General features: G+C 70.9%; 16 protein-coding genes. 8 read left to right on the top strand and 8 right to left on the bottom strand.

Annotation, left to right across the window (positions count from 1 at the left end):
* Positions 1-111 precede the first annotated feature (111 nt).
* The 4 genes from ACZ4D5_RS10660 (at position 112) to ACZ4D5_RS10645 (ending at position 5,010) form a co-directional block, all read left to right on the top strand.
* Positions 112-609, top strand: coding sequence for an SseB family protein (locus ACZ4D5_RS10660; protein WP_467771982.1), 498 nt, complete (start codon positions 112-114; stop codon positions 607-609).
* 172 nt (positions 610-781) lie between these two features.
* The gene (locus ACZ4D5_RS10655) at positions 782-2,857 is read left to right on the top strand and encodes a hypothetical protein (RefSeq protein ID WP_467771981.1); all 2,076 of its coding nucleotides are present in this window, start codon (positions 782-784) and stop codon (positions 2,855-2,857) included.
* 112 nt (positions 2,858-2,969) lie between these two features.
* Complete coding sequence (locus tag ACZ4D5_RS10650) at positions 2,970-3,926, top strand: pirin family protein (protein ID WP_467771980.1); 957 nt, start codon at positions 2,970-2,972, stop codon at positions 3,924-3,926.
* Positions 3,927-3,972: 46 nt separating this feature from the next.
* Entirely contained in the window at positions 3,973-5,010 is a 1,038-nt protein-coding gene (locus ACZ4D5_RS10645; protein ID WP_467771979.1) for an AI-2E family transporter, read from the top strand.
* Between the two features lie 68 nt (positions 5,011-5,078).
* On the opposite strand, the gene ACZ4D5_RS10640 is transcribed toward ACZ4D5_RS10645, so the two are convergent.
* Positions 5,079-7,259, bottom strand: a complete 2,181-nt coding sequence (locus ACZ4D5_RS10640) for an ATP-binding SpoIIE family protein phosphatase (protein WP_467771978.1) — start codon at positions 7,257-7,259, stop codon at positions 5,079-5,081.
* Between the two features lie 164 nt (positions 7,260-7,423).
* Between ACZ4D5_RS10640 and aspS the strand changes: the two genes are divergently transcribed.
* Positions 7,424-9,187, top strand: a complete 1,764-nt coding sequence (gene aspS, locus ACZ4D5_RS10635) for an aspartate--tRNA ligase (protein WP_467771977.1) — start codon at positions 7,424-7,426, stop codon at positions 9,185-9,187.
* A gap of 129 nt (positions 9,188-9,316) precedes the next feature.
* On the opposite strand, the gene ACZ4D5_RS10630 is transcribed toward aspS, so the two are convergent.
* A complete protein-coding gene (locus ACZ4D5_RS10630; protein WP_362329372.1) occupies positions 9,317-9,496 on the bottom strand; it encodes a hypothetical protein in 180 nt (59 codons plus the stop codon).
* A 123-nt stretch (positions 9,497-9,619) separates the two neighbouring features.
* Positions 9,620-10,309 carry a TetR/AcrR family transcriptional regulator gene (locus ACZ4D5_RS10625; protein ID WP_467771976.1) on the bottom strand — a complete coding sequence of 230 codons (690 nt, stop codon included), beginning with the start codon at positions 10,307-10,309 and terminating at the stop codon, positions 9,620-9,622.
* A gap of 162 nt (positions 10,310-10,471) precedes the next feature.
* Between ACZ4D5_RS10625 and ACZ4D5_RS10620 the strand changes: the two genes are divergently transcribed.
* Positions 10,472-11,884, top strand: a complete 1,413-nt coding sequence (locus ACZ4D5_RS10620; RefSeq protein WP_467771975.1) for a serine hydrolase domain-containing protein — start codon at positions 10,472-10,474, stop codon at positions 11,882-11,884.
* A 6-nt stretch (positions 11,885-11,890) separates the two neighbouring features.
* Here ACZ4D5_RS10620 and ACZ4D5_RS10615 read toward each other — a convergent pair whose 3' ends face one another.
* Complete coding sequence (locus ACZ4D5_RS10615) at positions 11,891-12,766, bottom strand: NAD(P)-dependent oxidoreductase (protein WP_467771974.1); 876 nt, start codon at positions 12,764-12,766, stop codon at positions 11,891-11,893.
* A gap of 107 nt (positions 12,767-12,873) precedes the next feature.
* On the opposite strand from ACZ4D5_RS10615, the gene ACZ4D5_RS10610 reads away from it, so the two are divergent.
* Entirely contained in the window at positions 12,874-13,458 is a 585-nt protein-coding gene (locus ACZ4D5_RS10610) for a TetR/AcrR family transcriptional regulator (protein ID WP_467771973.1), read from the top strand.
* A 154-nt stretch (positions 13,459-13,612) separates the two neighbouring features.
* Here ACZ4D5_RS10610 and metG read toward each other — a convergent pair whose 3' ends face one another.
* Together metG and ACZ4D5_RS10600 are read right to left on the bottom strand one after the other, a co-directional pair.
* Positions 13,613-15,256: a methionine--tRNA ligase gene (gene metG, locus ACZ4D5_RS10605; protein WP_467771972.1), complete on the bottom strand. Its 1,644-nt coding sequence runs from the start codon at positions 15,254-15,256 to the stop codon at positions 13,613-13,615.
* Positions 15,257-15,341: 85 nt separating this feature from the next.
* Positions 15,342-16,769, bottom strand: coding sequence for a VWA domain-containing protein (locus tag ACZ4D5_RS10600; protein ID WP_467771971.1), 1,428 nt, complete (start codon positions 16,767-16,769; stop codon positions 15,342-15,344).
* Between the two features lie 280 nt (positions 16,770-17,049).
* On the opposite strand from ACZ4D5_RS10600, the gene ACZ4D5_RS10595 reads away from it, so the two are divergent.
* Entirely contained in the window at positions 17,050-19,146 is a 2,097-nt protein-coding gene (locus ACZ4D5_RS10595) for a PhoX family protein (protein WP_467771970.1), read from the top strand.
* A gap of 71 nt (positions 19,147-19,217) precedes the next feature.
* Here ACZ4D5_RS10595 and ACZ4D5_RS10590 read toward each other — a convergent pair whose 3' ends face one another.
* Positions 19,218-20,150 carry a hypothetical protein gene (locus ACZ4D5_RS10590; RefSeq protein WP_467771969.1) on the bottom strand — a complete coding sequence of 311 codons (933 nt, stop codon included), beginning with the start codon at positions 20,148-20,150 and terminating at the stop codon, positions 19,218-19,220.
* Positions 20,151-20,347: 197 nt separating this feature from the next.
* Positions 20,348-21,322: a LysR family transcriptional regulator gene (locus ACZ4D5_RS10585; RefSeq protein ID WP_467771968.1), complete on the bottom strand. Its 975-nt coding sequence runs from the start codon at positions 21,320-21,322 to the stop codon at positions 20,348-20,350.
* Positions 21,323-21,341 lie beyond the last annotated feature (19 nt).

Genomic DNA, 21,341 nt, shown 5'->3' with positions numbered 1-21,341 from the left:
CTCCGTAAGCAGGAAAGGGATGAGTACCAGCAAGTGGATACGATGATGCTACCCGTCGGTAATAAGAAGCAACCCCTAATAGGTCATCTGTGACTCAGTACTCTTGCGGGCATGTACGGCTACGACCAGAATCCCGGCGCCCAGCAGCAGTACGCACCGCCGGGCGCGCAGCCGCCACCGCAACAGCAGCAGATGCAGGGCATGCCCGGCGGTGGGTACGGCCAGCAGCCCCCGCTCTACCCCGAGCCCTCGCCGCCTTCTCTCGCGGACGCGGTGCGCGCGTTCACCACGGGATCGATGTCCGCGGAGGACTTCCAGCAGGCCTTCGCGACCTCGAAGGTCTACTGCCCGCGCGGTGACAACCCCGGCTTCCTCGCGCTGCACAACACCCAGCAGCCGGTGATCCCGATGTTCACGTCCCTCAAGGAGCTGCGGCGGTACGCGGGCAAGGACTCCAAGTACTTCGTGACCACCGGGGCGGAGGTCATCGACCTGCTCCCGACGGGGTACGGCTTCGTCCTCGACATGGAGGGCGAGCACCGGATGGTGTTCGACGCGAAGGCGGTCGAGCAGATGGTGGACTTCGCGATGCGCAGGATGTACGGCTGACGCTCCGCTGGGTTCGCGGATTTCGGCTGCGGGTCCGTTTTGGCTGGTCGCGCCCACGCGGCGGAGCCGCATGTCGATACAGCCCCGCGCCCCTTACGGGGCGCGTCTGCGGTGCGACCCGGACGGACCTCCCCGCTAGCGGTAGGTTGCTCTCCGTGACTTGATCGTGACCATGCGTAGTCTTCTTTCGCGTGGTCTCGCCGTGGTCCTCGCCGCCGTCGGTCTCTGTCTGCCGACGGCCGACGCCCGTGCCGACACCTTCATCGACGAGACCTTCGCGGGGTCCGAGGTCGACACCACGGAGTGGTACAGCCGGGCCGCGGGGCCCGGGGACCCCGACGGGTGGGCGTGCCTGACCGGGGACCGCGGGGCGGAGGGCCCGCTGAAGGGCTGTCCGAAGCGGGCCTCGAAGGACGAGGCGGGGCGCGGCGCGCTGCGCCTCACCAGCAACCGCCACCGGCAGAGCGGCTTCGCGCTGATCAACCGGGCGCTGCCGTCGAGGGCCGGGATCTCGGCGACCTTCGACCAGTACCAGTACGGGGCGACGACCCCCCGCGGCGCCGACGGCATCAGCTTCTTCTTCCTGGACGGCAAGGCCTCGCCCAGGGACGCGGGCCACTACGGCGGCGCGCTCGGCTACTCCGGCATCGAGGGCGGCTACCTCGGCGTCGGCCTCGACCAGTACGGCAACTTCACCAACCCGCCCCAGGCCAGGGGCGAGGGCGGTCCCGGCCGGGTGCCGAACTCCATCGGCGTACGAGGGGCGTTGGCCACCGGCAACGCCTACGTGCAGCACTACCGGCTGCGGCGGCCGCTCGCCGTGGACGGGGAGCGCAGCCGCGCGAAGGCGAAGCGGACCGTGAAGGTCGAGCTGTCCACGGCGCTCCAACTGGCCGTCTCCATCGACTTCCACGACGGCGCCGGCATGAAGCGGGTGCTCGGCCCGCTGGATCTGGCCAAGGTGAAGGGCCAGCCCGCCGTGCCGGAGACGCTGAAGCTCGGCTTCGCGGCCTCCACGGGTGCCTCGACGGGCTTCCACGAGATCACCAACGTGAAGGTGACGACACTGGACCCGGATCTGTACGTCACCGAGGAGGTGCGCGGCGAGTTCCGCACCGGCGGCACCGGCCAACTCGCCCTGACCGTCGGCAACCGCAGGCTGGCCGCCCCCACGTCGACGGCCACCACGCTCGTCAAGACGCTGCCGCCGGGCCTGACCCCGAAGGTCGTCTCCGCGCCCGGCTGGGACTGCGAGGTCGAGGAACAGACGGTCACGTGCAGTCGGCCGGACGTCATCCAGCCCGGCACGGCGGCGCCGCCCGTCCTGCTCGACGTGAAGGCGGGCCCCGACGCGGTCGGCGAGGCGCCGAGCGACGCCGTGGTGCGCGGCGAGACGGACAACGACCTCAACCCCCGTGACAACCGCGTCCAGTTGCCGATCGACGTCGTCAACGAAGTGAACCTGCGCATCACCGAGCTCGCGGACCCCGACCCCTACGTCCCCGGTGAGCCCCTTTCCTACGCCGTCACCGTCACGAACGACGGCCCGGGTGTCGCCAAGGGAGCCCATGTCATCGCCCAACTTCCGCCCCAGCTCCAGGACTTCGCCTGGACCTGCACCGCGAAGGAGGGCGGCGTCTGCCCGACGAGGACCGGCTCGGGCAGGGTCGACCAGCGGGTGACGCTGCCGCCCGGCGGCAAGGTCGTCTACGTACAGCAGGGCAGGGTGCCGTCGTCGGCGACCGGCGCGCTGACCGCGACGGCCAGCGTCGAGCCGCCGGACAACACCTCCGACCCCGGCTGCGACCCGGTCTGCGCGGACCACGCGCAGGTGGCGCCGCGGCCGCACACCGCGCTCTCGGTGGACCAGTCCTACCAGCCCCATCCGTACAAGGCCGGTGACCGGCTGACCCTGAAGGTGATCGCGAAGAACGCCGGGCCCTCGGACGCGATCGGCGTGCGGGTCAGGGACACCCTGCCGGAGTGGCTGAAGGGCTTCAGCTGGATCTGCTCGGCCACGTCCCCGTCCTCGTGCGGCGAGGGCCGAGGGGTCGGCGATCTGGACACCACGGCCGACATCGCGGCGGACGGCGAGGTCACGTACACCTTCGTCGGCATCGTGCCGCCGCGCGTCGCCGGGAACGAGGCGATCGTGCATCCGCCGGACAACTCGGTGGAGCTGACCTGCAGGGGCAGCTGCTCGGCGGCGGCCGAGGTGACGGTGGGCGGCAGCCCGGCGCGCTCGTAGACCGCTTCCAGCCACTCGCGGAGCCCGGAGGGAATGCCCTCCGGGCTCCGTTCGTTCAGGTGGCAGAAAGTTCTACGTTCAACTAAAGTGAGCGCACAAGGAGGTACCGACCATGCCTGCAGTGACCGTCGAGAACCCGCTGACCCTGCCCCGAGTGGTGGCGCCGGCCGAGGCCACGGCCCGACCCGTGCTCGCCGTGACGACCGCGCCGAGCGGCTTCGAGGGCGAGGGGTTCCCGGTGCGCCGGGCCTTCGCGGGAATCAACTACAAGTACCTCGACCCGTTCATCATGATGGACCAGATGGGAGAGGTGGAGTACGAGGCGGGAGAGCCCAAGGGCACCCCCTGGCACCCGCACCGCGGCTTCGAGACGGTCACGTACCTGATCGACGGCACCTTCATCCACCAGGACTCCAACGGAGGCGGCGGCACCATCCGGAACGGCGACACCCAGTGGATGACGGCGGGCTCGGGCCTGCTGCACATCGAGGCGCCGCCGGAGTCCCTCGTCCAGTCCGGCGGCCTCTTCCACGGCCTCCAGCTGTGGGTGAACCTGCCCGCCAAGGACAAGATGATGGACCCCCGCTACCAGGACATCCGCGGCGGCCAGGTCCAGCTGCTCACCACCCCCGACGGCGGCGCGCTGCTCCGCGTCATCGCCGGTGAGCTGGACGGGCACGAGGGCCCCGGCATCACGCACACGCCGATCACGATGATCCACGCGACCGTGCGGCCCGGCGCCGAGGCGACGCTGCCCTGGCGCGAGGACTTCAACGGCCTCGCGTACGTCCTCGCGGGCCGCGGCACCGTCGGCACCGAGCGCCGCCCGGTGCACATGGGGCAGACCGCGGTCTTCGGCGCGGGCTCCTCGCTGACCGTCCGCGCGGACGAGCGGCAGGACGCGCACGCCCCCGACCTGGAGGTCGTGCTGCTCGGCGGGCAGCCGATCCGGGAGCCGATGGCGCACTACGGCCCGTTTGTGATGAACACCCGGGACGAACTGCAGCAGGCCTTCGAGGACTTCCAGAAGGGCCTGCTCGGCACGGTCCCCGCCGTGCACGGCATGTAGCCGTACATAAGGTGCGGGCTCCGCACCGCCGTGCTCGGGTAGGAGGGTGAGCACCCTCCTGCCCGAGCCCGCGCGCCGCCTCGCCGCCTGGTGCGTCGTCGCTCTCCTCGTCACCGGCGTGGCCGCCGTGGGGATCTGGCTCTGCGTCACCTTCAAGACGGCGGTCACCCCGGTCCTGCTCGCGATCCTCGGCACCGCGCTGCTCGGGCCGCTGCACCGGCGGCTCGTCGCGATGAAGCTCAACCGGTCCCTGGCGGCCGGTCTCACCTGCGTCGCGGTCGTCGCCGTCGTGGGCGGCGCGACGTACATCGTGGTCAGCGCGCTCATCGAGACCGGCGACCAGATCATCGCCTCGCTCCAGCAGGCCGCGAAGTCGCTCAGCGAGCACTTCGGGGCCGCGGGCACCTCGCTCGACGACCTGGCCTCCAACGCCAAGGACATCCTGAGCAAGTACGGCGGGACCGCCGCGTCCGGCGTGATCAGCGGGCTCAGCGTGGTCGGCGAGATGATCGCCATGGCCGTCCTCGCGCTGCTCCTCGTCTTCTTCTTCCTGCGCGACTCCGACAAGGCCGCCGACGCCCTGAGGTCCCTCGCGCCGCGCTCCACGGGCGACACCGTCGAGGCGATGGGCCGCCGCGCCTTCGAGGCCGTCGAGGGCTTCATGCGGGGCACCACGTTCATCGCGCTCATCGACGCGATCTGCATCACCGTCGGCCTGCTGATCCTGCGCGTCCCCGGCGCCTGGGGGCTTGGCGCGCTGGTCTTCGTCGGCGCCTACATCCCGTACCTGGGGGCGTTCCTGTCCGGCGCGGTCGCCATCCTGGTCGCGCTCGCCGACCGGGGCTTCGTCATCGCGCTGTGGGCCCTCGGCGTGGTCCTCGCCGTCCAGGTCCTCGAAGGCCACATCCTCCAGCCGATGATCCAGAGCCGCACCGTGCAGATGCATCCGGCGGTGGTGATGCTGGCGATCACGGCGGGCGCGTCGGTCGCGGGGATCCTGGGGATGCTCCTGGCCGTGCCGCTGACGGCGGCGGCGTTCGGGATCGTCTCGGAGCTGCGGGGCCGCTACGCGAGTCCGTCGTAAAGGTGCGGGTTTTACGTGGCTGGTCGCGCCCCGCGGCGGAGCCGCACATGTCAGAGCCCCGCGCCCCTTCAGGGCGCATCCCCGCCGGAAGTGTTTTCGTACAGCTCGAACCAGATGCTCTTTCCGTCGCCCCGCGGGTCCACGCCCCACGCCCCGGCCAGCAGCTCCATCAGGACCAACCCCCGCCCGGAAGAGGCGAGTTCGCCGGGGTGGCGTTTGTGCGGGAGGTCGTCGCTGCCGTCCGCGACCTCGGCCCGCAGCCGGCGCGCGCCCGGCTCGCCGGTGACCTCGGCGACCATCAGGGCGTCGCCGTCCGTGTGCACCAGGACGTTCGTGAGCATCTCGGAGACCATCAGGACCGCCGAGTCGACCTGGTCGGCGTCCGCCCAGTCGTGCAGCAGGTCCCGCAGGTGGCGGCGGGCCCCCGCGATGCGCTCCGGCTCGGCCTGGGCGATGGTCAGGACGGTGCGGCGGGCGTCCGTGCGCTGCTCGGGGCGGCTCGCCCTGCTCAGCAGCAGCACCGCTATGTCGTCCTCGCGGCGGTCCGCCAGCGGGCCCGTGGTGTGGTGCGACGAGGGCCCGTGCACGGCCTGCACCAGGGCGTCCGCGAGCTGCTCCAGGCCGTCGCCCTCGCCGTCGCCCGCGTGCTCCTCCAGGATCGCCCTGATCCGCGCCCAGCCGCTGTCCAGGTCGTGGCCGCCGGTCTCGATGAGGCCGTCGGTGCAGATCAGCATGGTCTCGCCGGCCTCCAGGACGAGACGCGTCGTGGGGTAGTCCGCGTCCGGGTCGATGCCGAGCGGCAGCCCGCCCGCGACGGGCCGCAGCAGGACCGTTCCGTCGCTCATGCGTATCGCGGGCTCGGGGTGGCCCGCGCGGGCGATCTCCAGGACGCCGGTCGCCGGGTCGGCCTCGACGTAGAGGCAGGTCGCGAAGCGCGGGTCGTACTCGGTGGCCGCGGCCGCGCCGCTGCCGCTGGAGCCGTAGGTGAGGGACTCGGTGATCCCCGAGAGGAAGCGGGTGGCGCGCGAGAGCACCGCGTCCGGGCGGTGCCCCTCGGAGGCGTACGCGCGCAGGGCGATCCGCAGCTGTCCCATCAGGCTCGCCGCGCGCACGTCGTGGCCCTGCACGTCGCCGATGGCGAAGGCGATGCGGCCGCTGGGCAGCGGGATCATGTCGTACCAGTCGCCGCCGACCTGCAGGCCCCCGCCGGTCGGCACATAGCGGGCGGCCACGCTCATCCCCGGGATCTGCGGGCCGAGCATCGGCAGCATCGAGCGCTGCAGGCCCTCCGTCAGCTCCCGCTCGGACTCCGCGACCCCGGCCCGGGACAGGGCCTGCGCCAGCATCCGCGCCACCGTCGTCAGCACCGAGCGCTCGTCCGGCGTGAAGGAGACGGGGTAGGTGAAGGCCGCCATCCACGCGCCCATCGTGCGGCCCGCGACGGTCAGCGGCAGGAACGCCCACGACTGCCGCTCGAAGCGCCGCGCCAGCGGCCAGGCCGCCGGATAGCGGCGGCGGTAGTCCTCGGGCGAGGAGAGATAGACGGCCCGGCCGGTGCGCACCACCTCGGCGGCGGGGTAGTCGGTGTCCACCGGCATCGCGGAGAAGGGCCCGTCGTCGCCGGGCTGGTGGCCGTGGTGCCCGATGATCGTCAGCCGGTCGCCCGCCACCCCGAAGACCGCGAGCCCGTCCGGCGAGAACCCCGGCATGGAGAGCCCGGCGGCGACCCGCAGGACCTCCTCCGTGGACCGCGCCTCGGCGAGCGCGCGCCCCGCGTCGAGCAGGAACGCCTCCCGGGAGCGGCGCCAGTCGCCGGTGACGGGCGTGCGGGCGGCGGTGCCCGGCGCGGGCTCGGTGACCTCCTGCAGGGTGCCGATCAGTTCGTACGCCTCCGTGGCGCCGTGCAGGACGGGCTTGGAGCGGCTGCGTACGGTGCGCAGGACGCGGCGCCCGGTCTCGTCCATGATCCGGAGGCGGGCCTCGGCGAGGGTGCCCTCGGCGACGGCGAGCTGGACGGTTCCGTAGATCTCGTTCCAGTCGACGGGGTGGAAGCGGGAGCGCACGCCCGCCTCGGACAGGGTCTGGGCGCGTGCGGGCAGGCCGAGCAGCCGGGCGGCCTCGGCGTCGAGCGTGACGGTCCCGGATGCGTTGTCCCAGCGCCACAGTCCGGTCGCGATGGCGGCCAGGACGTCCCGTACGGGAGGCAGGGAGTCATCCCCCACCTGCATGAGGGGATCGTCGGTGCGCATTGACCCACTTTAGGAAGATCTCAGGCGAAGTCGCCACCGAGCCCCCTCGTCCCACGACCTCGGGAGAGTGGCCCCGGCGGATATCAGGAAAGCGATCTTCGCCCGGACGGTAGCCTTGGGAGGGTCTGCTCTCTCCCCTATTCGCGAAGACTGGATGAACGACGATGCATCGGTACAGGTCCCACACCTGCGGCGAGCTCCGCGCCTCTGACGTCGGCACCGACGTCCGGCTGAGCGGCTGGCTGCACAATCGCCGAGACCTGGGCGGCATTCTCTTCATCGATCTCCGCGATCACTACGGCATCACGCAGCTGGTGGCCCGCCCCGGCACCAAGGCCGCCGAGGTCCTGGACAAGCTGTCCAAGGAGACCGTCGTCCGCGTCGACGGCAAGGTCGTCTCGCGCGGCACGGAGAACGTCAACCCCGAGCTGCCCACCGGCGAGGTCGAGATCGAGGCCTCGGACGTCGAGGTGCTCGGCGCGGCCGCCCCGCTGCCCTTCACGATCAACGCCGAGGACGGCGTGAACGAGGAGCGCCGCCTGGAGTACCGCTTCCTGGACCTGCGCCGCGAGCGCATGCACCGCAACATCATGCTGCGCAGCGCCGTGATCGCCTCGATCCGCTCGAAGATGGTGGCCCTCGGCTTCAACGAGATGGCGACGCCGATCCTCACCGCGACCTCCCCCGAGGGCGCCCGTGACTTCGTCGTCCCCTCCCGCCTGAACCCCGGCAAGTTCTACGCCCTGCCGCAGGCCCCGCAGCAGTTCAAGCAGCTGCTGATGATCTCGGGCTTCGACCGGTACTTCCAGATCGCGCCGTGCTTCCGCGACGAGGACGCCCGCGCCGACCGCTCGCCGGGCGAGTTCTACCAGCTCGACGTCGAGATGAGCTTCGTCGAGCAGGAGGACGTCTTCCGGCCCATCGAGAAGCTCATGACCGAGCTCTTCACGGAGTTCGGCGGCGGCCGCGAGGTGACGTCCCCCTTCCCGCGCATCCCGTTCCGCGAGTCGATGCTGAAGTACGGCAACGACAAGCCGGACCTGCGCGCCAAGCTCGAACTGGTCGACATCACCGACGTCTTCGAGGGCTCGGAGTTCAAGGCCTTCGCCGGCAAGCACGTGCGCGCGCTGCCCGTGCCGGACACCGCCTCGCAGTCCCGCAAGTTCTTCGACGGCCTCGGTGACTACGCGGTCGAGCAGGGCGCCAAGGGCCTCGCCTGGATCCGCGTCGGCGAGGACGGCACCTTCGCGGGCCCGATCGCGAAGTTCCTGACCGAGGAGAACGTGAAGGTCCTCACCGAGCGCCTCGGCCTGGAGGCCGGTCACGCCGTGTTCTTCGGCGCGGGCGAGTTCGACGAGGTCTCGAAGATCATGGGCGCGGTCCGCGTCGAGGCCGCCAAGCGCGCGGGCCACTTCGAGGAGGGCGTCTTCCGCTTCTGCTGGATCGTCGACTTCCCGATGTACGAGAAGGACGAGGAGACCGGGAAGATCGACTTCTCCCACAACCCCTTCTCGATGCCGCAGGGCGGCATGAAGGACCTGGAGGAGAAGGACCCGCTCGACATCCTCGCCTGGCAGTACGACATCGTCTGCAACGGCATCGAGCTCTCCTCCGGCGCCATCCGGAACCACGAGCCGGACGTCATGCTCAAGGCCTTCGAGATCGCGGGCTACGACGCGGAGACGGTGGAGCACGAGTTCGCGGGCATGCTGCGCGCCTTCCGCCTCGGCGCCCCGCCGCACGGCGGCATCGCCCCGGGCGTCGACCGCATCGTGATGCTCCTGGCCGACGAGCCGAACATCCGCGAGACGATCGCCTTCCCGCTCAACGGCAACGCCCAGGACCTGATGATGGGCGCGCCGACGGAGCTGGACGAGTCGCGTCTGCGCGAGCTGAACATCGCGCTGCGGAAGCCTGCGGCGCAGTAGCGGTTGACTTGAAGGCCCCCGGAACCTTTGGTTCCGGGGGCCTTCCTTGTTCGTTCTCTGCTGCGGGTGCGTTGGGGCTTGTCGCGCAGTTCCCCGCGCCCCTTCGGGGCGCTCTGACGGGGCTCGGTCTCAAGCCGCGTGTGTCGGTGAGGAGTTGGCCTCGGCCTCGGCCCATTCGGTGACCAGGCGTTCGTACACACGCCGCTCGTCGGGGCGGAGGCGTCCGCCCGCGCGCAGCCACAGCGCACGGATCTCCTCGTTGACCTCGTCGGCGGTGCGTCGCCGGTCGGGGGAGGGAGTCGTGGCCATGCAGTGAAGCTTACGTACGGGAATGTGAAGGCGCCGTCAAATTACGCGGCCTCTGCGCATGACTTAGCTCACCGTGATCCATTTCCGGCCGTTCTTCGTCGGCCGGTGAGCCGAATCAGCCCTTCAGTTCTTCGCGATCCGCACGGCGAGGCCGTCGAGCACGCGCTGGAGGCCGTACTCGAAGGTCTCGTCGCGGGCCTTCCCCGGGTCCTCGGTCCGCCCCTTCCGCTGCCCGGTGTCGTGGAGGGTCTTGGCGAACTCCCGCTCGGTCCTGCCGCTGCGGGCGATCAGTGACAGATACGCGGCCTCGCTGGTCGCCATCCCGATGACGTACGAGATGACGGTGGACAGAGCCTGCTCGATCTCGTCGGCGGGGAAGCCGGCCTCGGCGTACACGGCGGCCATCCGCTCGGACATCCTCGTCACGTTCGGGCCGAGGTGGACCAGGCCGACCTGGCCGAGCACGGAGGCGACCCAGGGGTGGCGCAGGATCATCGCGCGCAGGCTGTGGGCGCTGCGGGCGGCGGCGTCGCGCCAGTCGGCGGCGCCGGTCGCGGCGGGCACCTCCAGCTCGCCGTAGACCTCGTCGACGACCAGCTCGATCAGCTCGTCCTTGTTGGCGACGTGCCGGTAGAGGGAGGTGGCGCCCGCGTCGAGGCGGGTGCCGAGCTTGCGCATGCTGAGCGATTCGAGGCCGTCCGCGTCGAGCAGCAGCACGGCCTCGGCGACGATCTGCTCCCGGCTCAGCTGCTCGCGATGGCGGCGCGGGCGGGTCCACACCGAGGCGATCTCGGGCTTCGGGTCGGCGGGCATGGCGGCCTCCTCGTGCGTTTCCTGCGCGTGTTCCGTGCGGGACCCCACCACCGTAGCGCACGGCGTGCGCACCTTGCGCACACCGATCCCTGTGCGTACAGTGTTCGCAACGAGAGAACGAAGTACGCACAGCCGTCGTCGCATCACCTCGGAGGGGATCTCATGGCCACGTTCGACCTCGCGCACTGGCAGACCAGGCTGGACGGGCTGCGCGCCGCCCACCACGTGCCGGGGGCCACGCTCGCGGTCCTGGTCGACGGGGAGATCCACGAGCTGGCGAGCGGCGTGCTGCACCGCGGGACGGGCGTGGAGGCGACCACGGACTCGGTGTTCCAGTCCGGTTCGATCGCCAAGATCTACACGGCGACGCTGATCATGCGCCTCGCCGACGCGGGCGAACTGGACCTGGACGCCCCCGTGAAGGAGATCCTGCCGGAGTTCGAGACGGCCGACGAGGAGGCCACGCGAACCATCACCACCCGCCAACTCCTCTCCCACACGGGCGGGTTGACGTGCGACTTCACCTACGACGCCGGGCGCGGCGACGACTGCCTGGAGCGGTACGTCGAGGCGGCCAGGGGCGTGGCCCTGGACTGCCGTCCCGGCGCCGCGGTCTCCTACAGCAGCCTCGGGTACAACGTCCTCGGCCGGATCGTCGAGGTCCTGACGGGACAGACCTGGGACGCGGCCCTGAAGGACCGCCTCTTCGCCCCGCTCGGCCTGGAGCGCTCCATGACGCTGCCCGAGGAGGCGCTGGCGTTCCGCACCGCGATGAGCCACCTCGGCGAGCCGGGCCAGGACCCCGACCCGGCCCCCGCCTGGGACCTGATGCCGCGCTCGGCGGGTCCGTACGGCCGCGTCCTGGTCTCCGCCGGTGACGTGGCGCGCCTGGCGAGGATGCACCTCGACGGCGGCACGGCCCCCGACGGCACCCGGCTGCTGTCCGCCGCGGCCGTCGAGGAGATGCGGCGCCGGGTGGCCGACGTGCCCGACAAGTGGTCGGTCAGCGCGGACGGTTGGGGCCTCGGCTGGACGCTGTACGACTGGAACGGCGTCGCGGGATACGGCCACGACGGCGCCGCGATCGGGCAGTACGGCTATCTGCGGATCGTGCCGTCGGCGGGCGTCGCCGTCGTGCTCCTCACCAACGGCGGCGGTGCCCGCGAGCTCTACGCGGGGCTCTTCCGCGAGCTGCTCGGCGCGCTTGCGGGCGTGACGATGCCGGACGCCTTCGAGCCGCCCGCGCAGGCGCCGGAGGTGGACTTCTCCCGGTACGTCGGCACGTACAAGCGGGCCGGTGTCGTCATCACCGTCTCCGAGCGCGACGGAAAGCCCCACCTCGTCTACGAGTTCGTGGACGGCATGAAGGACTTCTCGCCGCCGCTGGACGTCGAGCTGTTCGCCGTGACGGAGAAGGCCTTCGCGGGGACCGGCGCGGGCCCGTCCTTCAGCGAGGGCTACATGCCGGTGGTGTTCGACACGCTGGCCGACGGCACGCCGTACTGCTACATCGGGATGCGGGTGGCGCCGAAGGCGGAGCCGGACACCGAGCCGCTCAAGGGCCGGGTGGGCTGAGGGCCGTCAGCCCTTCCTGATCAGTTCCACGGCGCGGCTGAAGCTGTCCGCGCCGTGCCCGGCCTCCACCACGCGGCGGAAGACGTCGTGCACCGCCGAGGGGAACGCCGTGTCCACGCCCGCGTCCGCCGCCGTGTGGACGACGTGCTCCATGCTGGCCAGGCCCATCGAGGTGCGGTCCACGTCGCCCGCGTGGTTTCCCTCGTCGATGCGGGAGGCGTAGAAGTCGACGAAGTGGCCCATGCCCGCGAAGTTCTCGGTGACGTACGGGGCGATCTCCCGGGCCGTGATGCCGTGCGCGCCCGCCACGGCGACGACCTGCCAGTAGGCGACCATCGCGGGCCAGAAGACGAACATGTTCAGCTGGTACATCAGCGCGGCGAGGCCCTGGTCCTCGCCCCGGTAGTCCGACTTCCCGGTGATGACTTCGAGCGCCTCGCGGTGCTTGTCGTACGCCTCGCGCGGACCGCTGTAGAACGTGGACGTCTCCGGGGTGCCGATCAGCGGCGGCGGGGACAGGACGCCGCCGGTGAGGTGGGTGCCCCCGCGCTCGGTGACCCAGCGGGCCCCGGCGCGCGCCTTCTCGGGGGTGTCCGAGCTGAGGTTCACCACGGTGCGGCCGGCGAGGGCGGCCTCGGCCTGCCCGAGGATCGCGTACATCGCGTCGAAGTCGGTGAGGCTGAGGATCACCAACTCGTTGGCCGCCAGGGCCTGTTCGACGCTTCCGGCGAGGACGGCGCCGCGCTCCACCAGGGCGTCGGCGCGGGACGGGGTGCGGTTCCAGAGGGTGACGCGGTAGCCCCGGTCGAGGTAGGCGGCGGCCATGGCCTGGCCCATGGGGCCGAGGCCGATGACGGTGACGGACTGTGCGGTGGAAGGCATGCGTGACTCCAGACGGTTACTAGAACGATCGCTCTATCCAGTGCGTGGGGAAAACGTAGCACGCCTCTAGAACGAACGCTCTAACTAATTGCGGGTAGGGTGGCGGCATGGCCGAGAAGACCGCTCCCAGCACCCGCGACCGGATCGTCGTCGTCGCAGCCCGCCTCATCCAGCGACAGGGGTACGTGGGCACCGGCATCAAGCAGATCGCCAAGGAGGCGGAGGCCACGCTCGGCTCCGTGTACCACTTCTTCCCCGGCGGCAAGGAGGCCGTCGCGGTGGCCGCGATCACGTACAGCGCCGAGGAGTTCGCGCAGGTGCTGAGGGAAGGGCTGGCCGGTGGCGGAGACCCGGCGGCGGCCATCGAGGACTGCGCCGGTCAACTCGCCGTCGGGCTGCGGGAGTCGGGCTGGGTCGACGGCTGCCCCGTCACGGCCGCCGCGCTGGAGACGCTCGGCACGGACTCGGAGATCCAGCGGGTGTGCGCGGACGCGCTGCGCGGCTGGGAGGGGATCGTGGCGGACCGGCTCGTCGCCTCGGGCTTCGCGGCCGAGGACGCGCGGGAGCTGGCGACGACGGTCATCAGCGCGCTGGAGGGTGCGGAGGTGACCGCGCAGGTCGCGCGGAGCGAGGAGCCGCTGCGGGGGGCAGGGCGTCAACTGGCGCGGCTCGTGCGGTCGTACGGCCCCTGAGGGGCCGGGCCCCCTTCAGGGGCGCGGGGAACTGCGCGAGCGACCCATGAAAACCCGCACCCGCCGAAGGACCTGCCGCGGCAGGCCCTAGGGCGGGTGCAGTCTTGTGGGGGTTGAGCGCGCAGTTCCCCGCGCCCCTCACGGGGCTTGAGGCTTATGCCTCCTTCTTCGGCTCCTCCAGGCGCGGGAAGAGCACCGCGCCCTTCGTCACCGTGGCACCGGCGGGCAGCTGACCCCAGGTGCCCGCGTCCTGGACCCGCTGGCCGGCGAGCGCGCCCAGCGAGGCCTCGGCGCCCAGGGAGTCCCAGAGCTTCTGGGAGGTCTCCGGCATGATCGGGTTCAGCAGGACGGCGACGGCGCGCAGCGACTCGGCGGCGGTGTAGAGGATGGTCGCGAGGCGGGCCCGGCCCTCCTCGCTGTCGTCCTTGGCCACCTTCCACGGCTCCTGCTCCGTGATGTAGCCGTTGACCTGCTTGACGAAGGCGAAGATCGACAGGATGCCGGACTGGAAGTCGAGCTCCTCGCCGATCGCGCGGTCGGCGTCGGCGACGGCCTTGGCCAGACCGTCCTGGATCGCCTTCTCGGCCTCGCCCGCGGCCGTGGCCTCGGGCAGCTCGCCGCCGAAGTACTTGCCGACCATGGCGGCCACGCGGGACGCGAGGTTGCCGTAGTCGTTCGCCAGCTCGCTGGTGTAGCGGGCGGTGAAGTCCTCCCAGGAGAACGAGCCGTCGCTGCCGAACGCGATGGCGCGCAGGAAGTACCAGCGGTACGCGTCCACGCCGAAGTGCGAAGTCAGGTCCTGCGGCTTGATGCCGGTCAGGTTCGACTTCGACATCTTCTCGCCGCCGACCATCAGCCAGCCGTTGGCCGCGACCTTGCCGGGGACCGGCAGGCCCTGCGCGAGGAGCATCGCGGGCCAGATCACCGCGTGGAAGCGGAGGATGTCCTTGCCGACGAGGTGGACGTTCGCGGGGAACGTCTCGTCGAACTTCTCCTGGTTGGCGCCGTAGCCCACGGCGGTGGCGTAGTTCAGGAGGGCGTCGACCCAGACGTAGATGACGTGCTTGTCGTCCCAGGGGACCTTCACGCCCCAGTCGAACGTCGAGCGCGAGATCGACAGGTCCTGCAGGCCCTGCTTGACGAAGTTCACGACCTCGTTGCGCGCCGACTCCGGCTGGATGAAGCCCGGGTTCGACTCGTAGAGGGCGAGGAGCCTGTCGCCGTACTCACTGAGCTTGAAGAAGTAGTTCTCCTCCTTGAGGAGCTCCACCGGCTTCTTGTGGATCGGGCACAGCTTGGTGCCGTCCTCGTCCTCGATGAGGTCGCCCGGGAGCTTGTACTCCTCGCAGCCCACGCAGTACGGGCCTTCGTACCCGCCCTTGTAGATCTCGCCCTTGTCGTAGAGATCCTGGACGAACTCCTGCACGCGGTCCGTGTGACGCTTCTCCGTGGTGCGGATGAAGTCGTCGTTCGCGATGTTCAGGTGCTCCCAGAGGGGCTTCCAGGCCTCGGTGACGAGCTTGTCGCACCACTCCTGGGGGGTGACGTCGTTCGCCTCGGCCGTGCGCATGATCTTCTGACCGTGCTCGTCCGTGCCGGTGAGGTACCACACCTTCTCGCCGCGCTGCCGGTGCCAGCGCGTGAGCACGTCCCCTGCGACGGTCGTGTAGGCGTGGCCAAGGTGCGGAGCGTCGTTGACGTAGTAGATGGGCGTCGAGACGTAGAACGCCGACTCATCCCCGCTTGCGCGGGGAAGACGCTCCGCAGTGTTCAGCTTCTCAGATTCAGTGGCCGCCATGGTCGAAATCCTAACGGCCCCGTGAAGATCCACTCACCTCGATTCCGGTGGGCGGACGGGGGTCCGTCCGCCCACCGGAGAGGGGTTACGGGCGCCAGGCCGCCAGCAGACCCTCGTACAGCTCCTTGTCCGTGAGCTCGCGGGGGGTGGGGCCCGCGTGGAAGAAGGCGGCGTTGTCGGCCTTGAGCTTGCGGAGGTAGTCGAAGCCCTTCGCCTCGTGGTCGCCGAAGGCGATGAACTGGAAGAAGAGGGGGTGCCTGGCCGCGTCCGCGAGGGCCTGGGTGGCGGGGCCCTTGGCGTCGGGGGCGCCGTCGGTCTGGAAGATCACCAGGGCCGGGCTTCCCTTGTGGTCGGACTTCTCGTAGTGGGCGACGACCTCTTCGATGGCGCGGTGGTAGCTGGTGCGGCCCATGTGTCCCGCGGCGGCGTGCAGGGTGTCGATGCGGCCCTCGTGTTCGGCGAGGGTGAGGGTGCCGGTGCCGTCGATGTCCGTGGAGAAGAAGACGACGTGGACGGTGGCTTCGGGGTCGGTGTGGGTGGCGAGGGCGAGGGTCTGCTCGCCGAGGCTTTGGGCCGAGCCGTCCTTGTAGTACGGGCGCATGGAGCCGGAGCGGTCGAGGACGAGGTAGACCGGGGCGCGGACCCCGGTGAGCCCGTTCTTCTTGAGCGCGGCGCCTGCGGCCTTGTAGGCCGTGGCGAGCGCGGGGGCCTTGGCCTTGACCTTGGCGGCGGTGAGGGCGGGCTTGGCGGCAACTTGAGCCTCAGGCTTGGCTTCGGGCTCAGTCGGAGCGGTCGGGACTTCGGGTGCGGGTGCGGGTGCGGGTGCGTCCGCGTCCTCGGAGGCCGCCTCGGTCTCTGGAGAGGAGACAACCTCGGCCACGGGTTCGGTCACCGGCTCCGGTTCGGCCGGGGGTTCCGGGGCGGTTTCGGCCGTGGGCTTGGGCTCGGGGGCCGTCTCGGTAACGGGCTCGGGGGCTGCCTCGGTCACGGGCTCGGTCACCGGCTCCGGTTCGGCCGGGGGTTCCGGGGTGGTCTCGGCCGTGGGCTTGGGCTCGGGGGCCGTCTCGGTAATGGGCTCGGGGGCTGCCTCGGTCACGGGCTCGGTCACCGGCTCCGGTTCGGCCTGGGGTTCCGGGGTGGTCTCGGCCGTGGGCTTGGGCTCGGGGGCCGTCTCGGTAATGGGCTCGGGGGCCGACTCGGTCACGGGCTCGGGAGTCGGGGTCGATGGCGAGGCAGGCTTCGGGGGTGCCTCGGCCGTGGGGGACGGTGCGTTCCGTTCCGTCGCCGGTGCGGGGACCGTCACGTTGTCGAAGGCCGCTGCCACCAGGTCGTCCACCGCCGAGGCCGGAGGCGGGACCGAGGCCGCGCTCGGTGTCGGCTCCGGCGCGGGGGCCGGCACGGTCACCGCCGCCGGCTGCTCAGGCGCCGCCGCAACTTCGGGCTCCCGTGCCTCCGGAACGCCCCCCTTGCGTGACCGTCCGAACGCGTTCCGCAGGCGGTTCAGAATGCCCATGTGCGCAACCCTTCGCGTGAGTTGATTCCCGAAAATCCCTGGCCAGGGCGGACACGTAAGGTTAGCCGCCGCGGAATGCGATCTTGGGCAGGGTCGCCGACCGTCACCCGCCCGAGCCACCCTCCCGAATCACCACCCGAACGACCCTCGCGGCAACTCCCTCTCATGCGCCACGGATTCACCCTCCGTTCACCCGTAGGCCGCCGCCTTGCCGAAACCCCCACCTAGCCTCACGGCGGAATCAAGCCACGCAAGAGCGCGCCACAACGACGGAGGACCCGTGCCGAAGCTGCTGCCGATCATCACCTCGCATCAGGGGAGCGGCGGCCGTTCCGCCCTGACCTGCCGCTTCCGCTGCGGCGACGCCTGCTTCCAGGAAGTCCCGAACGCCAGCGACAACGACTACGTGGGCGACGTCATCGCCGGTGCGCTCAGCCGCCGTTCGATGATGCGCGCCGCGGCCGTCGTGACCGTCGCCACCGCCGCCGGCAGCGCCGTCATAGGCGGGCCGGGCGCGAGCGAGGCCGCCGCCGTCCCCGCGGACCGTACGAGCGTCAAGCACGGCAGGAGCAGGGGCGCGCGCGGCCTGCGGTTCACGCCCGTCGCCCCGAACAAGACCGACGCCGTCACCGTCCCCGCCGGGTACGGCCAGAACGTCGTCATCCGCTGGGGCGAGCCCATCCTGCGCGGCGCCCCCGCCTTCGACGCGGACCGGCAGAGCGCCAAGGCGCAGGCCGGGCAGTTCGGGTACAACAACGACTTCCTCAGCCTGCTGCCGCTGCACCGCGAGCACGGCCGCCAGCTCCTGGTCGCCAACCACGAGTACACGGACGAGATCCTGATGTTCAAGGGGTACGACCCCGAGAACCCGACCCGTGAGCAGGTCGAGATCGCCTGGGCGGCCCACGGCCTCTCCGTCGTCGTGGTCGAAGGCGAGCGGCGGAGAGGGAAGCTGCGGGCCGTCTCACGCCATCACCTCAACCGGCGCCTCACCGCCACCAGCCCCTTCCGGCTCTCCGGCCCCGTGCGCGGCAGCGAGCTGGTGCGCACGGCGGCCGACCCGCGCGGCACCACCGTCCTCGGCACGCTCAACAACTGCTCGGGCGGCACCACCCCTTGGGGCACCACGCTGCACGGCGAGGAGAACTTCAACCAGTACTTCGCCAACGCCGAGAAGGTCACCGACCCGACGACCGCCGCGCGCCTGAAGCGGTACGGCGTCGTCGGCGCCGCCTCCGAGCGGAAGTGGGAGAGGTTCGACCGCCGTTTCGACCTCGCGCAGGAGCCCAACGAAGCCAATCGGTTCGGCTGGGTCGTCGAACTCGACCCGTACGACCCGGACTCGACCCCGCGCAAGCGCACCGCCCTCGGCCGCTTCAAGCACGAGGCCGCGCAGCCGCGCCTGACGCACGACGGCCGCCCGGTCGTCTACATGGGCGACGACGAGAAGTTCGACTACTTCTACAAGTTCGTCAGCAGCAAGCGCATGGCGAAGGGGAAGTCGCGGGCCGCGCACGAGCACAACCTGACGCTCCTCGACGAGGGCACGCTGTACGTCGCCAAGCTGACCGGGGACTCCCCGGCCGCCGACATCGACGGCACCGGCAAGCTGCCCGCCGACGGCGAGTTCGACGGCAGCGGCACCTGGATCCCGCTGGCCACCGCGGGCCCCGGCGGCAAGGCCGTCAGCCACGTCGAGGGCATGACGGCCGAAGAGGTGTACGTCTTCACGCGCGTCGCCGGTGACAAGGTCGGGGCCACCAAGATGGACCGGCCCGAGGACATCGAGCCGTCGCCGCACACCGGCAAGGTGTACGTCGCGCTGACGAACAACTCCGACCGCGGCAAGGCGGGCAAGGCCGGCGCCGACGAGGCCAACCCGCGTAACCTCAACAAGCACGGGCAGATCCTGGAGCTGACCGAGCGGCGCAACCGGGCCGAGGCCACCACCTTCGCCTGGTCGCTCTTCCTCGTCGCCGGAGACCCGAACGACCCCTCGACGTACTTCGCGGGCTTCCCCAAGGACCGGGTCTCCCCGATCTCCTGCCCCGACAACGTCGCCTTCGACCCGCACGGCAACCTGTGGATCTCCACGGACGGCAACCAACTCGGCTCGCACGACGGCCTGTTCGGCGTCGCGACGCGCGGTGACCGGCGCGGTGAGCTCAAGCAGTTCCTGACCATGCCGACCGGCGCCGAGACCTGCGGCCCGATCGTCCAGGACCGGCGCGTGCTCGTCTCCGTGCAGCACCCGGGCGAGGTCGACGGGGCGTCGGTGGAGAAGCCGGCGAGCGCCTGGCCCGACGGTCCCGGAAAGATCGTCCGCCCGTCGGTCGTGTCCGTGTGGCGCGAGGACGGCTGCGACATCGGCGTCTGACCCGTACGTACGCGAACGGGGCACCCCGCGACCGCGGGGTGCCCCGTCCTCGTACTGCTGCTGGATCACGCTCAGTTGCTGTGCTGCTTGCGGCGGTAGATCGCGAAACCGAGGCCGGCCGCGCCGATGGCCGCCATGCCGCTGCCCGCGGCGATCAGCGGGGCGTCGTCGGAGGATCCCGTGCTCACGCCGTCGGCACCGGCCTTGACGCCGCCCTTCGGGACGACCGTGTTGCCGTCCTTCCTGGGCTGCGGCTTGGTGCCGTTGTGCCTGCCCTCGACCCAGGACTTGATCGTGCCGTCCGGGTTCAGGGTGACGTGCAGGCCGTTGTTCTGGCCCGAGGCGGACTTGCCGTTGGCGTCGAGGGTGTCCAGCTTGACGCCCTTGGCGATGATGTCGGCCTGGTAGTGGTGCGGGCCCAGCTTGTAGATCTTCGCGGTGGAGCCGTCGGCCAGCTTCGCGTCACGGACGAAGACGCGCTTGTCGTCCGGCTTCGGCGGGGTCGGCTTCGACTTCATGGTGACGGTGCCGTCGGGCGTCAGCGTGAAGGTGTTGCCGTCGACGGTGGTCGTCGCGGCCTTCTCGTACGCGGTGAGGGAGCCCTTCGCGGCGCCGTTCAGGGAGAGCGTCGCCTTGGCGGTGCGGGCGGAGGCGTTGACGTCGACCTTCGCGGACCAGCCGTTGCCGAGGTTCGTGGTGCCCTTGGACTCCCAGCTGCCGGGCTTCGGGGTGTCCTTGTCGGTCTGCTTGTCCTGGTCCTTGGACTTGTCCTGTTCCTTGGACTTGTCCTTGCCGGTCTCGTCCTTGCCGGTCTGGTCCTTGTTGCCGGACTGGTCCTGGTCCTTGCCCGTCTGGTCCTGGCCGGTCCGGTCACCCGCGGCGACCTGCCCCTGCGGGGCCGACGGCGCGTCCGAGGCGAACGCGGCCGTCGTCGGGACGGCGAGGGCGGCGATGGCCCCGGTGGCGATGGCGGCGGTACGGAAGGTACGGCGGGTGGCGCGCATGGCGGTGACTTCCCTCGTTGCTGTGGTCGAGCTGTGGTCGAGCCGTTCGTGTTTGTGCCCCTTTGCGGTGGCGACAGATACGAAGCTACGGGCGCCATGTGTGCGTCATCCGTCGGAAATGTAACAAGCGGCCTCAGGGTGTGACCCAGTACCGTAAATCGGTCAAAACCGCAGGTCAAGGGTTGTTTTGCCGAAGGTCACCGGCTGGCGGGGACCAAGGTCCCGCCCGCGGTTCCCCGGGGGTCACCGGCCCGCAGCAGCCACTCCGTGTAGGCGGGGGACTGCCCCGCCGCCTCCCAGTAGGAGGCTTCCAGCTCGCCGTAGACGGCGTTGATCTCGTCCTCCGTGCGCGCGGCCACCATGAGGCGTACGCCGAGAGGATCGCCGCACAGGGGGCGTACGGCCATGTCGGGCCTGGCCCGTGAGGTCGGCTGGCAGAGGGTGACGACCTCGCCGGTGGCGACGAGGGACGCCGCGGTGAGGTAATCGCCGTGCAGGACACGGGGGTTGAGCCCGGCCGCGGTCAGGACGCGGCGCAGTCCGTCCCACTCGCCGTCGACGGTCGGGTCGACCATCCAGCGGTCGTCGGCGAGGTCCGAGAGGCGTACGACCGGGCGGTCCGCCGCGGGATGGTCCGCGGCGAGGGAGACGAACTGCGGCTCCCGGTCGACGAGCACCCGTCTTCGCAGGGACTCCGGGAGGCGCAGCGGGCAGCCCTCCACCTCGTGCACGAAGGCGACGTCGAGCTGGCCGGCCGCGACCATGCGCAGCAGCGCGTTCGCGGAGACGTCCATCTGGAGCGAGATCTCGGTGTTCGGCAGGCGTACGCGCAGCCTGCGCAGCCAGCCCGGTATGGCGCGGCTCGCGGTGGAGCCTATGCGCAGCTGCGGGCCCTCGGCGGCGCGCGCGGCGGCGGCCTTGGTCTCGGTGACCAGGGCCCGCATCTCCGTGACGAGGGGGCGGGCGCGGCTCAGGACGACCCGGCCGAGCTGGGTCGGGCGGCAGCCGGTGCGCTCGCGGGCGAACAGCTGGCCGCCGAGCGCGTTCTCGATGCGCCGCAGCTGGGTCGTCAACGAGGGCTGGCTCATGCCGAGTTGCCGGGCGGCCTTGTGCAGGCTGCCGGTGTCGGCGATGGCGCACAGCGCGCGGAGGTGCCTGACCTCGAGCTCCATGGTCGATGAGCGTAGAGGC

The sequence above is a fragment of the Streptomyces sp. NPDC025651 genome (assembly GCF_055558735.1).
The sequence above is the reverse complement of the archived record's forward strand: the minus strand, read 5'-3'. Positions and strand labels throughout refer to the sequence as shown.

Bases quoted from the DNA above. Each gene is read 5' to 3' on its own strand.
- ACZ4D5_RS10660 (WP_467771982.1), top strand. From the start codon at position 112: ATGTACGGCTACGACCAGAATCCCGGCGCCCAGCAGCAGTACGCACCG.
- ACZ4D5_RS10610 (WP_467771973.1), top strand. From the start codon at position 12,874: ATGGCCGAGAAGACCGCTCCCAGCACCCGCGACCGGATCGTCGTCGTC.
- ACZ4D5_RS10585 (WP_467771968.1), bottom strand. From the start codon at position 21,322: ATGGAGCTCGAGGTCAGGCACCTCCGCGCGCTGTGCGCCATCGCCGAC.
- ACZ4D5_RS10620 (WP_467771975.1), top strand. From the start codon at position 10,472: ATGGCCACGTTCGACCTCGCGCACTGGCAGACCAGGCTGGACGGGCTG.
- ACZ4D5_RS10615 (WP_467771974.1), bottom strand. From the start codon at position 12,766: ATGCCTTCCACCGCACAGTCCGTCACCGTCATCGGCCTCGGCCCCATG.
- ACZ4D5_RS10625 (WP_467771976.1), bottom strand. From the start codon at position 10,309: ATGCCCGCCGACCCGAAGCCCGAGATCGCCTCGGTGTGGACCCGCCCG.
- ACZ4D5_RS10590 (WP_467771969.1), bottom strand. From the start codon at position 20,150: ATGCGCGCCACCCGCCGTACCTTCCGTACCGCCGCCATCGCCACCGGG.
- ACZ4D5_RS10655 (WP_467771981.1), top strand. From the start codon at position 782: ATGCGTAGTCTTCTTTCGCGTGGTCTCGCCGTGGTCCTCGCCGCCGTC.
- ACZ4D5_RS10640 (WP_467771978.1), bottom strand. From the start codon at position 7,259: ATGCGCACCGACGATCCCCTCATGCAGGTGGGGGATGACTCCCTGCCT.
- aspS (WP_467771977.1), top strand. From the start codon at position 7,424: ATGCATCGGTACAGGTCCCACACCTGCGGCGAGCTCCGCGCCTCTGAC.
- ACZ4D5_RS10630 (WP_362329372.1), bottom strand. From the start codon at position 9,496: ATGGCCACGACTCCCTCCCCCGACCGGCGACGCACCGCCGACGAGGTC.
- metG (WP_467771972.1), bottom strand. From the start codon at position 15,256: ATGGCGGCCACTGAATCTGAGAAGCTGAACACTGCGGAGCGTCTTCCC.
- ACZ4D5_RS10600 (WP_467771971.1), bottom strand. From the start codon at position 16,769: ATGGGCATTCTGAACCGCCTGCGGAACGCGTTCGGACGGTCACGCAAG.
- ACZ4D5_RS10650 (WP_467771980.1), top strand. From the start codon at position 2,970: ATGCCTGCAGTGACCGTCGAGAACCCGCTGACCCTGCCCCGAGTGGTG.